The sequence below is a fragment of the Zwartia hollandica genome (genome assembly GCF_019923725.1).
Classification (GTDB): Bacteria; Pseudomonadota; Gammaproteobacteria; order Burkholderiales; family Burkholderiaceae_B; genus Zwartia; species Zwartia hollandica.
Genome location: NZ_JAHXRI010000006.1, coordinates 705,106 through 718,660, shown reverse-complemented (window position 1 = coordinate 718,660; position 13,555 = coordinate 705,106). Strand labels below are relative to the sequence as shown.

Sequence of the window (13,555 nt, the reverse complement as noted above, 5' to 3'; positions counted from 1 at the left end):
TTATGCCTAGCTAGTCTTATTCAACATCGCGCGCAGCATATCCAAGCGATTTTTTGGACTTAAGGTGTCGGGCTGCAGCTGCAGCTCGGCTGCCGACAAACCCATCTCTTCGATAAACCTGGAAGGCTCGCGCACAAGATCTTCCCGAGCACGTCGACGCTTTTGGCACCAACTCAAGTGCAAGCTGCGTTGTGCACGTGTAATACCCACATACATCAAGCGACGCTCTTCCTGAATACGTGAAGCCAGTGCATCAGCGACTTTTGTTGGATCGACATCCTCATCATCCCGACCTAAATGGGGCAAGAGGCCTTCTTCGACCCCGAGTAAATAAACATGGGGATACTCTAAGCCTTTGGACGCGTGAAGCGTTGAGAGCTTCACTGCGTCGGGCTCTTGCTCATCTCCACGCTCAAGCATCGTCACTAACGCAACATGTTGGACAAGATCTAACAAGCCCATCGCGTCAGCCTCTGCTTTGCGTTTGAGCCAACCGACTAACTCAAGTACGTTTTGCCAACGAGACTGAGCGGCTTTTTCGTCGAGCGTATCGTATAAATAGCGCTCGTATTGAATCGCGCTAAGCAGATCATCCAGGATGCTCCCCGCCGGTTCCGCAGCGGAGACTGGCTGCCCTGCTTCTCCTCGACCTGCTCGAAAACGTATGCGATTGATAAAATCCCCAAAGGTACGCAACGGCTCAAGCTGACGCGTGGCAAGACTTCCCTCAACACCCTGTTCAAAGAGCGCCTCAAATAGCGAAATCTGACGCTCGCCGGCATATTGCCCTAAGGTCTGCAGTGTTGCCTGTCCGATTCCTCGCTTGGGTGTCGTTGCCGCGCGGATGAAGGCGGGATCGTCGTCCTCGTTCGCGACCAATCGCAGATAGGCCAACACATCGCGTACTTCTGCTTTATCAAAAAAGCTTTGACCACCAGAAATTGTGTAAGGGATATGTAGATTGCGCATCGCCTGTTCAACGATGCGGGCCTGATGATTCCCCCGATACAACACAGCAAAGTCTTTCCAGGAGGCGCGCTTTTCAAAGCGGGCGGCCGATATCTTCATGGCAACGTTTTCGGCCTCTGCTTCATCGTTAGCCATCGCCGATACACTGATAGCGTCTCCCATTCCGTGCTCAGACCACAATTTTTTTTCGAAAAGTTTTGGGTTCTTTGAGATCACGTGATTGGCTGCTGCCAGGATGCACTGACTTGAGCGATAGTTTTGCTCAAGCTTAATCAACCGAATTTGTGGGTAATCCGTTGTCAACTTTGCCAAGTTTTCAATCGTGGCACCTCTCCAGGCATAAATCGCCTGATCGTCGTCACCCACCGCAGTAAACATCGCCCGCACACCTGTCAACCACTGCACGAGTCGATATTGGCAAACGTTAGTGTCTTGATACTCGTCCACTAATAAATAGCGTACGCGTTGCTGCCAGCGTTCGCGCACCTCTTGGTGCTGCTCGAAAATCCTAGCAGGTAAGGCAATCAAATCATCAAAATCTACTGCCTGATAGGCAACGAGTGTGGCGTTGTAGCTGCGATATACCTTGGCCGCCTCGACTTCGCTTGCGGTGGAAGCCACGTTCGCAGCGCCGTCGGGATCGATCAGACCGTTTTTCCAGAGCGAGATCGTTTGCTGGACCGAACGCAACCGTCCGCGATCCGTTGTTGCCAACAAATCCTGAATGATCGCCATCGCATCATCCGAATCAAAAATCGAAAACTGTGGTTTCAGTCCGGCGAAACGCGCTTCTTCCCGCAAAATTCGTACGCCCAACGAATGAAACGTGCTGATCGTCAGGCCTTTTGCTAAAGATGGGTCAACCAACAGCTTGACTCGATCTTCCATTTCACGAGCAGCCTTGTTGGTAAAGGTCAGCGCGACAACATTACGCCCTGCATAGCCACATTCACGTAACAAATAGGCGATTTTTTGCGTGATCACGCGCGTCTTGCCCGAACCAGCGCCCGCAAGAACTAAGCAGGGTCCGTCGAGATACAAGACCCCCTCGCGTTGCGATGGATTCAGACCAGTAGTTTCGAATTTAGACATCAAGATTCATTAAATTTCTAGCGGATCAACTTCAAGTTGCCAATTCAAACGTCGCGCGCTAGGGTCTTGATTCAATTCAGCGATCCAATGACGAAGCAACTGCTGCATCGCTGGGCGATGTGTGCTCTCTACAAGCAATTGTGCGCGACACATATTGTCGACGCGCACGATCCGCAACGGTACAGGATCATACAGGGTGATCACCTCTGCGCTTCCCAACTGTGTCGCCAGGGTCGTTGCGATATCTCGCGCTGTGGTGAGAAAATCTAGGGTGGTTTGAAGTTCGCGCGCCTCGGCACTCAACAGCGCCTGATGAGAGAACGGCGGCAATGCGGCGGCCTCGCGCTCTCGGATCGTGTGTTGTGCAAAACCCGTGTAGTCATGCTTCAAGAGCGCTTGGTAGACTGCTTGCTCAGGGTAGCCGGTTTGCACAATGACCTCTCCGTGACCAGAGTGCCGACCAGCGCGCCCTGAAACCTGCATCAACTGAGCAAAGAGTCGTTCAGGTGCACGGAAATCTTGCGAGAACAACATCGCATCCGCATTCAACACTCCCACCAAGCCTAGGTTGGCGAAGTCGTGACCTTTGGCTACCATTTGTGTACCCACCAAAATATCAACCTCACCAGCGTGCACACTCGCAAATAACGCCTGCGCACTTCCTTTTTTTCGCGTGCTGTCAGCATCGATACGCAGCACCCGCGCCTCTGGGAATAACTCTGCAAGATGTTCTTCAATCCGCTGCGTACCGCGCCCCATTGGCTGCATGTCTTGATCACCACACTCGGGGCAAGCCTTTGGCACACGCTGTTGAAAGCCACAGTGGTGACAATGGAGTTGATGGCGCCCTTGATGGGCACGATGCAATACCGTGAACGTGGTGCAACGTGAGCACTGACTCACCCATCCGCAAGAGTTGCAATGCAACGCAGGTGCATAACCACGCCGATTTAAAAAAATCAGAACCTGTTCCTTATTTGCCAACCGCTCACGCATTGCTGTGATTAAGTGAGGGGACAGCCCGTGCTCCATTTGGAGGCGACGTGTATCCACCAAGCGCACCGTTGGCAGCGTTACCTCGCGCGCTCGATCCGGTAGATCTAGCCGCTGGTAATGCTTCTTTTGCGTGTTTACCCAGCTTTCAAGCGACGGCGTGGCCGAACCCAGTACGATCGGTATGTTTAGGTCGTGGGCACGCCACACCGCCAAGTCACGGGCAGAGTAGCGCAAACCATCTTGCTGCTTATAGGATGCATCATGCTCTTCGTCCACAACGAGTAAACCCAAGTCGTCGATCGGTGCAAAGATCGACAAACGTGTACCTAAAATAATCCTTGCCTGTCCGCGCTGTACGCTTAACCAGGCGCGCAGGCGCTCACCATCAGACAAGGCACTGTGCAAGACCGCAACACCCTCTGGACCCGCGACAGGCTCGAGTCGTGCACGTAAAGACTGTTCAAACTGGGGGGTTAGATTTATTTCTGGAACCAACATGAGTACGCGCCGCCCGCGAGCGAGCGCTTGCGCTGCGGCATGCAAATACACCTCTGTCTTACCACTGCCTGTCACACCAAACAATAAAAATGCCTTGAAACCTTCAGAAGCTCCGATGGCGTCAACTGCCGCCTGTTGTCCCGTACTAAGGGTTGGGACAACGCTCTGCATAGCCTCGCTTTGCGCTGCCTTACGTCGCTTATCCAAGCGAGCAACCGGCCCGCCTGCGGCACGCTTACCTTGATAAGCCGCCAAGCTTCGAAGCGGCGAAGGCAAAGCTGGCAAGATAACTTCGCCGAGGGGGCGTTGATAGTACTCAGCCGCGAAGCGTGCGAACTTAATCCAGCTTTGACTCAATGGAGCAATATCTTGCAAAACCAGCTCAACATCCTTAACGAGGGCCGGATCGTAGCTAGGCTCACTAGGGAGGTCCACAACAACTCCAATCATCTTGCGATGCCCAAAAGGGACAATCACGCGATCACCCACAGCAACGGCTGTTGTGGCACGATAGTCGAACGGCCCCCCTAAAGGCAGGTCAAGTACGACGCTCACCCAGTTTGTTACAGGCCTCATCTTTCCTTATGTTTCATGACACAAAACTGACATCAACTTAATGTGGTTTCTGTAATATTGAGCTAAAACGCTGAACAGAAATGAGTTCAACTCAAAACGACAGAGGCATGTGGATAACTTTGGGGAAAACATACGTTAGTGAAGCAACAAAACCTCGCACTCTACGTGTAATTATTTGTCAACCAAGCGATTAAAATTGATTTAAACAATATAAATCAGTGACTTACATAATCATCGGAGAATTAGGTTTGTAATGTGCGGGGTTTCCCGGCTTGCCCAATATTTGTGCACAACTACCTTTATTCGATCTAGCTTTTCAAGCAATTTGCCTCGATAAGCCGCATAAATACTCGGCTTTTTGGCTTATACCGCATGAAATCTAGGGCTATACAAACGAACCTCTTCAACTAGCGCTTGAACAGCTTCGGGTGGCGTGAATTGTGAGATCCCGTGTCCCAAATTAAAGACATGTCCGCCTTGCTTCACGGGTCCGAAAGCATCGAGGACTCGGCGCACTTCGGCACGAATTGCCTGCTCACCACCAAAGAGGGCAATGGGATCAAGGTTTCCTTGAAAGGCAACGGAGTCAGTCACCCGGCGACGTGCCGCTGCAAGGTCAACAGTCCAATCCAAGCCTACTGCGTCTGCACCGCACGCTGCGATTGACTCGAGCCACTGACCGCCACCTTTCGTGAACACAATGACAGGCACCCGGCGCCCTTCGCGCTCGCGCTTCAGGGCGGCAACGACCCGTTGCGTGTACTGCAAGGAAAACTGCTGGAACAGGCCATCAGCCAGCACACCACCCCAACTGTCAAAAATCATGACTGCTTGAGCGCCGGCTTCAATTTGCGCATTCAAATACTGCGCGGTCGTTTGGGCGTTGATATCTAGAATTCTGTGCAGCAAGTCGGGGCGCGCATAGAGCATGCCTTTAATCAGTCGATAGTCATCACTACCTTTACCCTCAACCATGTAACACGCAACCGTAAAGGGACTGCCGGCAAACCCGATCAGCGGCACTCGGCCATTCAATTGCTTGCGAATAAGTCCAACGGCATCAAATACATAGCGCAATTTTTCTAAGTCTGGCACAGCAAGCTTGGCTACATCTGCTTCAGTGCGCACGGGATGCGCAAAACGCGGTCCCTCGCCCTGAGCAAACGAGAGACCTAAACCCATTGCATCAGGTACGGTCAAAATATCAGAGAACAATATGGCCGCATCTAAGGGATACCGCTCCAGTGGCTGCAGCGTAACTTCGGCCGCATATTCTGGATTCTGTGCAAGCCCCATAAAGGATCCTGCACGAGATCGTGTTGCGTTGTACTCAGGAAGGTAACGACCAGCTTGGCGCATTAACCAGGTTGGCGTGTAAGGCACGGGTTCGCGCAAGAGGCTACGTAAAAACACATCGTTTTTTAAGGGTGCGACGGACACAGATTTCCTTTGGTTTTAAGTATTGAACTGCGGCGGTGCACAACCACGCCCTGAAGTGCTTTCATTTTACTCTCACAGGTCTTCGACTCGATACTGTTCCGCGTCAATTTCATACTTACGCATCAGGGCCCAAAATGCGCGCCGGTGCTTGTTTGATGCACGAGCTGCCATCGCGATGTTGCCCTGAGCTCTCTCCAGTGCTCGCTCAAGATAATCTTTTTCAAACCGCTCGATTAAGGCTGCTTTGGCATCGCGAAACGAGCGTGTCGCGGCAAGCAAAGAAGGTGTATTCAAATTTTGTCCAGACTCCGTAGCATGTCTCTGCACTGCAGTGCGAATCGGCCTGCCCCCCAAATTGCGTCGAGGCATAAATTTTGGTGGCTCGGGCATGCTTGTGGGACGCACCGAGGCGTGCTCTATTGCAGGTAGTATTCCAATCGCCTGTAACCATGCGGCCTGACCAGGATGATCAGATTCACGCAAAGAGCCCATGCGAGGCACGCGCGCTACAGTCGCCAGTAGCCGCGCACGAAACTCGTCGGGACATAGCGGTAGCCTCACAAAATCTGCAAGACCTAATTCAAGCAAGTCTTGCATCGCTGCCGATTTCAGATCACGAAAAATTCCAACGATCGGTAAAAACGGACCGCGAGGAATGGCAGCTAATGCCTGACGGGTCCACCCCAGACTGTCAATCGACACCGGCAACAGGCATACATCAAACCTTCTTAAGCTGACGCTCGCCTGTGCAATCGCATGCACAGGCAGGTGAATCAACTGATCTTCGGCAACCTCAAGATCCTGACCCGCTTCCCAGTCTAGGTGGTGCAACCTTACCCTTGCAAGCCCCGCTTGAGCAACCTCAAGCGTCTGCGGCATCCAAGTCGCATGCGCCTCCAACACCAGCACCGCACAATCAATTTGTTGCCGCATCTCTCTACGCTCCGAGCAAAAGCGTAAGGCTAGAGCGTTGACTGCATTCCGAACATTCGGAATTCACGCATGCGGGATTGCCACAGGGCGTCACTCAATCAAACATAAATAAAAAGCGCGCCAAATTCTGGCGCGCTCTTTACACGAACAACACAGAGATAAGACTAGTGCTTGTTCGTGATTTCCCGAATGCGACGCGCAGCAGACGCCTGAGCAACCAACATATCCAACTCGGCTTGCATCGCATCGATATCAGCCTTGTCTTTGGCGTTCGCAAGAGCCTCTTGAGCAGCTTGACGTGCCGCTTCAGCTTTCTCGGCGTCGAGTTCACCGCCGCGGATTGCTGTGTCAGACAATACAGTGATGTGTCGAGGTTGAACCTCTAACAAACCGCCCGCCACAAAAATGCTCTCTTCCGTACCATCTTCTAAAACGATACGAACCAGACCAGGACGAATCCGCGAGATAAGCGGGGTGTGTCCGGGCATGATACCCAGCTCACCCGACTCACCTGGGAGCACCACAAACTTTGCCACGCCTGAATAAAGCGATCTTTCGGCGCTAACAACGTCTACTTGGACCGTAGCCATAACAAATCCTTATTGGAGCTTCTTGGCTTTCTCGAACGCTTCATCGATGCCGCCGACCATATAAAACGCCTGCTCGGGCAATGCATCACACTCGCCGCTCACAATCATCTTAAAGCCGCGCAGTGTCTCAGACAGCGGAACATACTTGCCTGGCGAACCAGTAAACACTTCAGCAACGTGGAAAGGCTGTGACAGAAAGCGCTGAATCTTACGTGCGCGAGCCACTGCCAGCTTGTCTTCTGGCGACAATTCATCCATACCCAGAATCGCGATAATGTCGCGCAATTCTTTGTAGCGCTGAAGCGTTTGCTGCACACCACGTGCAACGTTGTAATGCTCTTCACCCACAACGTTTGGATCAAGCTGACGGCTGGTTGAGTCAAGTGGATCCACAGCTGGGTAAATACCCAGCGAGGCGATATCACGCGACAACACAACAGTCGAATCCAAGTGCTGGAACGTAGTTGCAGGCGATGGATCGGTCAAGTCATCGGCAGGCACGTACACGGCCTGAATCGAAGTGATCGAGCCAGTCTTTGTCGAAGTAATACGCTCTTGCAGAACGCCCATTTCTTCAGCCAGTGTTGGCTGATAACCCACAGCAGATGGCATACGACCCAGAAGCGCGGACACTTCTGTTCCGGCCAGCGTGTAGCGATAAATATTGTCAACGAAGAACAGAATGTCACGCCCTTCATCACGGAATTTTTCAGCCATGGTCAGGCCTGTCAGCGCAACGCGCAAACGGTTGCCAGGAGGCTCGTTCATCTGACCGAACACCATCGCAACTTTGTCCAACACCTTGGACTCTTCCATCTCGTGATAAAAGTCGTTACCTTCGCGCGTACGCTCACCCACACCAGCAAACACTGACAAACCGCTGTGTTGCTTGGCGATGTTGTTGATCAGTTCCATCATGTTCACGGTCTTGCCCACACCGGCACCACCGAACAGACCGACCTTACCGCCCTTAGCAAAAGGACACACCAAGTCAATCACCTTGATGCCAGTCTCGAGCAGTTCAACTGAAGGCGACAATTCGTCAAACTTTGGTGCAGGTTGATGGATTTCGCGCAGCTCTGTGCTTTGAATAGGACCCGCGTCATCGATCGGGCGACCGAGCACGTCCATGATACGGCCGAGTGTACCCGTGCCAACAGGAACTGAAATCGCCGCGCCCGTTTTGGACACTGCCATTCCACGACGCAAACCATCGCTTGAGCCCAGCGCAATGGTGCGGACAACGCCGTCACCCAATTGCTGCTGCACCTCGAAGGTCAAGCCTTTTTCAGCAAATGCTGATGAGTCATCCGCTAAGCGGAGCGCCTCATAGATATGGGGCATATTATCGCGGGGGAACTGAATATCCACCACGGCGCCGATGCACTGAACGATGGTTCCGTTGCTCATGTCTGATCCTTACTTGATAACTGTCTAATGGGAAACCGTTGGGCTGTCTAGAAATTAGACCGCCGCGGCGCCCCCTACGATTTCCGAAATTTCTTTGGTAATGGCAGCCTGACGCGTCTTGTTATAGACGAGTTGCAGGTCACCAATCACCTTCTTCGCATTGTCCGAGGCTGCCTTCATCGCAACCATGCGGGCCGACTGCTCAGAGGCCATATTTTCTGCGACACACTGATACACCAAACCTTCGACATAACGCTGCAACAACTCGTCGATAACAGTTTGAGCATCAGGCTCGTAGAGGTAATCCCAACCATGCTCTGCCGTAACGCTTTCTTTCTCTTCGTTATCGGCAGAAGATGCTTGATACGGGTCGACAAGTTTGCCGGGCAAAGGCAACAGTCGTGTAAACGTTGCTTCTTGCTTCATCGTATTGATGAACCGGTTAGTCGCGATATAGACCGCGTCCACGCGTCCAGCCAAATAGTCGTCTAGCTGCACTTTAATGGCGCCCACCAAACGATCGAGCTCAGGCTTATCACCAAGACCGATCTCTTGAGAAACAACATTTGCATCGATACGCGTCAATACACCCAAGCCTTTATTGCCCAGTGCAGTGAACTGCGTCTTGATATTTTTGTCGTTGAACTCACGCATGCGATTGAGCACCAAACGCATAATGTTTGTATTGAGGCCGCCGCAAAGTCCTTTATCGGTTGAAACCACAACAATCCCCACCGCCTTGAGCCCAGTGCGCTCAATCAGAAAAGGATGCGTGTATTCAGGATTGGCTTCCATCATGTGGCTAGCCATCTCGTAGACTTTGGTGGCATACGGACGACCAGCACGCATCCTTTCCTGCGCTTTGCGCATTTTGGAGGCGGCTACCATTTCCATAGCCTTTGTGATCTTGCGCGTGTTTTGCACGCTCTTGATCTTGGTTCGAATTTCCTTAATTCCTGCCATTTCGCTTCCTGTGTCAGACCTGTTTACAGGTTTCAGACCATCTGCTGTGTCGCAGATCAGGCTTGCACCCAATCCGCGCTATAGCGGGTTGCTTAGAACGTACCGTGCTTCTTGAACTCCACCAATGCTTTGACTAATTCTGCTTCGTCATCTTTGGAGAGTTCTTTGCTGCTTTCGATGCGTTCGATCATGCCTGCATGCTTGGACTTGAGATAGTCTTTGATGCCCTTCTCAAATGGCAGCACGCTCGAGACTTCAACGTCATCCAGGTAACCGTTGTTCACGGCAAACAGGATCACGCCCAATTCCCAAACTTGCAACGGTTGGTACTGCGGTTGCTTAAGCAGCTCAACCACACGCTTGCCGCGCTCAAGCTGACGACGCGTTGCATCGTCTAGGTCGGAAGCAAACTGTGCGAAGGCAGCAAGTTCGCGATACTGCGCCAAGTCGGTACGAATACCACCGGACAATTTCTTGATGATCTTGGTCTGTGCCGCACCACCGACTCGTGACACCGAGATACCTGCGTTAATAGCAGGACGCACACCGGCGTTGAACAAGTCTGTCTCAAGAAAGATCTGACCGTCGGTAATCGAAATCACGTTCGTTGGCACGAAGGCCGATACGTCACCCGCCTGTGTTTCAATGATCGGCAATGCTGTCAAGGAGCCTGTCTTGCCCTTCACTGCGCCGTTTGTGAATTTCTCAACGTAGGCTTCGTTCACGCGAGCAGCACGCTCGAGCAGACGTGAGTGGAGATAGAACACATCACCAGGATATGCTTCGCGACCTGGTGGGCGTCGCAAGAGCAATGAAACCTGACGGTAAGCAATAGCTTGCTTGGTCAAGTCGTCGTATACGATCAGAGCGTCTTCGCCGCGGTCGCGGAAGTACTCACCCATCGTGCAGCCAGCGTAAGCTGACAAGTACTGCATCGCAGCCGAGTCAGAGGCAGCGGCAGCAACGATGATGGTGTATTCCATTGCGCCAAACTCTTCGAGTTTGCGCAACACGTTGTTGATTGTCGAAGCTTTTTGGCCAATCGCGACATAGACGCACTTAACGCCCTTGCCCTTTTGGTTGATGATGGCGTCTACCGCAACAGCCGTTTTACCTGTCTGGCGGTCACCAATGATCAGTTCGCGCTGACCACGACCAACTGGAACCATCGAGTCAATCGACTTCAAACCAGTTTGCAGCGGTTGTGACACGGACTGGCGGGCAATAACGCCAGGCGCTACTTTTTCGATAATGTCAGTTTGCTTGGCATTGACTGGGCCTTTTCCATCAATAGGCACACCCAACGCGTTCACAACGCGACCGAGCAGCTCGGGACCAACGGGCACTTCTAGAATACGACCTGTTGCTTTAACAGCGTCGCCTTCAGAAACGCCCGTGTAGTCACCCAAAATAACGGCGCCAACGGAGTCGCGCTCGAGGTTCAGTGCCAGACCGAACACATTATTGGGAAACTCAAGCATTTCACCTTGCATCACGTCAGACAGACCGTGAATACGGGTAATGCCGTCGGTCACGGAAACAACCGTGCCCTGCGTACGAATATCGGACGATGTACCCAGACCCGCGATGCGGTTCTTAAGTAGTTCGCTAATCTCTGACGGATTGAGTTGCATGTTCAGACTCCTGGAATCTTGTAGATTGGCGCTATGCCACCAACTTGTCGCGCATGCGGACCAACTGGGCTTGCACGGATGTATCGAGCACGTGATCACCCACCTGAACGCGCACACCGCCGATCAGGGAAGCATCAGTTTTCACGTGGGGCTTTAATTTGAGTCCGAACTTGGGTTCGAGCAGCTTTACCAGCTCGGCAACTTGCTGTTCAGACATCGGGAATGCACTGGTAATGTCGGCTTGCGCAACACCTTCAGCCTCATCTTTCAACGCATGGAACTGCTCAGCGACAAAAGGCAACAAGCTTAGACGATCATTCGCAACCAATAAGGTCACAAAACTTTGCATTGCAGCAGAGGCCTCGGGCTTTACGAGCCCAAGAAAAATACTGGCGCGCTGCGCATCTTCAAGCCGAGGGTCTGCCATCGCAACACGCACATCTTCGATCGCTACGATATCGGCCAGCTGTTGAACCTGCTCAGCCCAAGCCGGTAGACCTGCCTTATCCTGCTTCGCGACAGCGAATAACGCTTCCGCGTAAGGCCGGGCAACGGTTGAAAGTTCTGCCATGATGTCGACCTCGGGGATTAGAGCTGTGCCTTAAGTTGCGTGAGCAACTCGGCGTGGGCGCGAGCATCTACTTCGCGCTTGAGGATCTGCTCAGCACCTTTAACGGCCAGATTTGCCACATCGTCACGCAGCGCATCACGCGCACGTTGAACTTCTTGTGCAGCATCTTGTTTCGCTTGAGCAACAATGCGTGCGCGCTCGCTTTCGCCTTCGGCACGAGCTTGCTCAACAATTTGAGCAGCATGTTTTTCAGCGTCCGTCATACGGGCATGCAGGTCGGCTTTCGCAGATGCCTCGATCGAGCCGATACGAGCCTGTGCTTGTGCGAGGTCTGTCTTGCCTTTTTCGGCAGCAGCCAAGCCTTCAGCGATTTTTTGGCGTCGCTCGTCGATTGCCTTTGTCAGCGGAGGCCAGATGAACTTCATCGTGACCCAAGCTAGAACAAAGAACACGATCATCTGGAAAAAGATCGTCGCGTTCAGATTCACGGTCGTTTCCCTATTACATCTTAAGCTTTGTAGGCATTAGCCCCACGAAGCTGGATCCATAAGCCGTCAGCGGAACAGCCGCTGCGGCATCTTTGCTCGCCCCCGAAGGCGCGAGCCCCCGAGCAATTTACTGGAAGGGATTGGCAAATGCGAACAACATCGCAATACCGACACCGATCAGGAATGCCGCGTCGATCAGACCTGCCAACAAGAACATCTTGGTTTGCAGGGCATTCATCAGCTCAGGCTGGCGAGCCGAAGCTTCGAGGTACTTGCCGCCCATCATGCCAATACCGATGCAAGCGCCAAGCGCACCCAAACCGATAATGAAAGCGCAAGCGAGAGCAACGAAAGCGACGTTAGTCATGACAACTCCTTGATTAGTATCTAAGTATCAAAAATTTAAAAAAACAAAAATTTAACCACAAACTGCTACATAAACCTGCCTGCAACCGAAGCGAACAAAGCCTCGGGTGCGAAACATTAGTGCCCTTCGTGAGCCTGACCGATATACACAAGGGTCAGCATCATGAAAATAAATGCTTGAAGCAACACGATCAAAATATGAAAGATCGCCCAAACTGAACCAGCCAAGATATGGCCAACTCCTAAACCGATACTCATGGCATTAAAGCCTGTCCATGCACCACCCAGCAGCGCGATCAGCATGAACACGAGTTCACCGGCAAACATGTTGCCGAACAATCGCATACCGAGCGAAACTGACTTGGCCGCGTATTCAACCAGGTTCAATAAAAAGTTAGCCGGTGCAAGCAACACGGCAGCGAAGCCATGAGCGTGAAATGGTGCAGTGAAAAGCTCTTTGACGAAGCCGCCAGGATGCTTAATCTTGATTCCGTAGTACAGCATCAAGAGCAGGACACCCATCGACATGCCCATCGGGACATTTAAGTCGGCGGTCGGCAATATACGGTGGTAATGCAAGGGACCGCCCACATCACCCAGACCAATTGCGTGAAAAATGACGTGAGCCAAATCGACTGGAATCAAGTCCAACGCGTTCATCAGCACAATCCACAGAAAAACGGTCATCGCAAGCGGTGCCACAAACTTCCGTGTTTCTTCACTTGGAACGATGCTACGGGCCTGCTGGTCTACCATGTCAACCAACATCTCAACGAAAGCCTGCAACCGACCAGGAACGCCGGCGGTGGCGCGTCGCGCGGCTAACCACATAAACAAAATCGCGATGAATCCGGTAACCAATGCCCAAAAAATGGAGTCATAGTTGATTACGTCGAAATTCGCGATCAGATCCTGTTTTTTGCCGATATTATTGTTGTGCACCAAGTGGTGCTGAATATATGCGGCTTGAGGAGATGCGTCGGCGGCAGCGGCCATGATAAATCTCTAAAAAATTCAGTAAAAGATTCG

General features: G+C 52.3%; 12 protein-coding genes. All 12 read right to left on the bottom strand.

The features are described from left to right. Window positions 1-6 precede the first annotated feature (6 nt). The gene (locus tag KZZ10_RS06780; protein WP_259660726.1) at window positions 7-2,061 is read right to left on the bottom strand and encodes a UvrD-helicase domain-containing protein; all 2,055 of its coding nucleotides are present in this window, start codon (window positions 2,059-2,061) and stop codon (window positions 7-9) included. Window positions 2,062-2,070: 9 nt separating this feature from the next. Continuing rightward, window positions 2,071-4,131 carry a primosomal protein N' gene (locus KZZ10_RS06775; RefSeq protein ID WP_259660725.1) on the bottom strand — a complete coding sequence of 687 codons (2,061 nt, stop codon included), beginning with the start codon at window positions 4,129-4,131 and terminating at the stop codon, window positions 2,071-2,073. Window positions 4,132-4,494: 363 nt separating this feature from the next. Then, window positions 4,495-5,571 carry a uroporphyrinogen decarboxylase gene (gene hemE, locus KZZ10_RS06770; protein ID WP_259660724.1) on the bottom strand — a complete coding sequence of 359 codons (1,077 nt, stop codon included), beginning with the start codon at window positions 5,569-5,571 and terminating at the stop codon, window positions 4,495-4,497. A 72-nt stretch (window positions 5,572-5,643) separates the two neighbouring features. Continuing rightward, window positions 5,644-6,504, bottom strand: a complete 861-nt coding sequence (locus KZZ10_RS06765) for a helix-turn-helix domain-containing protein (RefSeq protein ID WP_259660723.1) — start codon at window positions 6,502-6,504, stop codon at window positions 5,644-5,646. 164 nt (window positions 6,505-6,668) lie between these two features. Further along, the gene (locus tag KZZ10_RS06760; RefSeq protein ID WP_259660722.1) at window positions 6,669-7,094 is read right to left on the bottom strand and encodes a F0F1 ATP synthase subunit epsilon; all 426 of its coding nucleotides are present in this window, start codon (window positions 7,092-7,094) and stop codon (window positions 6,669-6,671) included. 9 nt (window positions 7,095-7,103) lie between these two features. Beyond that, the gene (gene atpD / locus KZZ10_RS06755) at window positions 7,104-8,504 is read right to left on the bottom strand and encodes a F0F1 ATP synthase subunit beta (protein ID WP_259660721.1); all 1,401 of its coding nucleotides are present in this window, start codon (window positions 8,502-8,504) and stop codon (window positions 7,104-7,106) included. A gap of 54 nt (window positions 8,505-8,558) precedes the next feature. Then, window positions 8,559-9,467 (bottom strand): F0F1 ATP synthase subunit gamma, encoded by a 909-nt coding sequence (gene atpG / locus KZZ10_RS06750; protein WP_259660720.1) that lies wholly within the window; start codon window positions 9,465-9,467, stop codon window positions 8,559-8,561. Between the two features lie 92 nt (window positions 9,468-9,559). Further along, entirely contained in the window at window positions 9,560-11,101 is a 1,542-nt protein-coding gene (gene atpA, locus KZZ10_RS06745; RefSeq protein WP_259660719.1) for a F0F1 ATP synthase subunit alpha, read from the bottom strand. 31 nt (window positions 11,102-11,132) lie between these two features. Next, window positions 11,133-11,672: a F0F1 ATP synthase subunit delta gene (locus KZZ10_RS06740; RefSeq protein ID WP_259660718.1), complete on the bottom strand. Its 540-nt coding sequence runs from the start codon at window positions 11,670-11,672 to the stop codon at window positions 11,133-11,135. Window positions 11,673-11,689: 17 nt separating this feature from the next. Beyond that, the gene (locus tag KZZ10_RS06735; protein WP_259660717.1) at window positions 11,690-12,160 is read right to left on the bottom strand and encodes a F0F1 ATP synthase subunit B; all 471 of its coding nucleotides are present in this window, start codon (window positions 12,158-12,160) and stop codon (window positions 11,690-11,692) included. A gap of 127 nt (window positions 12,161-12,287) precedes the next feature. Continuing rightward, window positions 12,288-12,527 carry a F0F1 ATP synthase subunit C gene (gene atpE, locus KZZ10_RS06730; RefSeq protein ID WP_259660716.1) on the bottom strand — a complete coding sequence of 80 codons (240 nt, stop codon included), beginning with the start codon at window positions 12,525-12,527 and terminating at the stop codon, window positions 12,288-12,290. 116 nt (window positions 12,528-12,643) lie between these two features. Then, a complete protein-coding gene (gene atpB / locus KZZ10_RS06725) occupies window positions 12,644-13,522 on the bottom strand; it encodes a F0F1 ATP synthase subunit A (protein ID WP_259660715.1) in 879 nt (292 codons plus the stop codon). Between the last annotated feature and the right edge of the window lie 33 nt (window positions 13,523-13,555).

Coding starts and splice junctions, on each gene's coding strand:
- KZZ10_RS06760 (WP_259660722.1), bottom strand. CDS start 7,094: ATGGCTACGGTCCAAGTAGACGTTGTTAGCGCCGAAAGATCGCTTTAT.
- KZZ10_RS06765 (WP_259660723.1), bottom strand. CDS start 6,504: ATGCGGCAACAAATTGATTGTGCGGTGCTGGTGTTGGAGGCGCATGCG.
- atpD (WP_259660721.1), bottom strand. CDS start 8,504: ATGAGCAACGGAACCATCGTTCAGTGCATCGGCGCCGTGGTGGATATT.
- atpB (WP_259660715.1), bottom strand. CDS start 13,522: ATGGCCGCTGCCGCCGACGCATCTCCTCAAGCCGCATATATTCAGCAC.
- atpG (WP_259660720.1), bottom strand. CDS start 9,467: ATGGCAGGAATTAAGGAAATTCGAACCAAGATCAAGAGCGTGCAAAAC.
- atpA (WP_259660719.1), bottom strand. CDS start 11,101: ATGCAACTCAATCCGTCAGAGATTAGCGAACTACTTAAGAACCGCATC.
- KZZ10_RS06780 (WP_259660726.1), bottom strand. CDS start 2,061: ATGTCTAAATTCGAAACTACTGGTCTGAATCCATCGCAACGCGAGGGG.
- KZZ10_RS06775 (WP_259660725.1), bottom strand. CDS start 4,131: ATGAGGCCTGTAACAAACTGGGTGAGCGTCGTACTTGACCTGCCTTTA.
- KZZ10_RS06740 (WP_259660718.1), bottom strand. CDS start 11,672: ATGGCAGAACTTTCAACCGTTGCCCGGCCTTACGCGGAAGCGTTATTC.
- atpE (WP_259660716.1), bottom strand. CDS start 12,527: ATGACTAACGTCGCTTTCGTTGCTCTCGCTTGCGCTTTCATTATCGGT.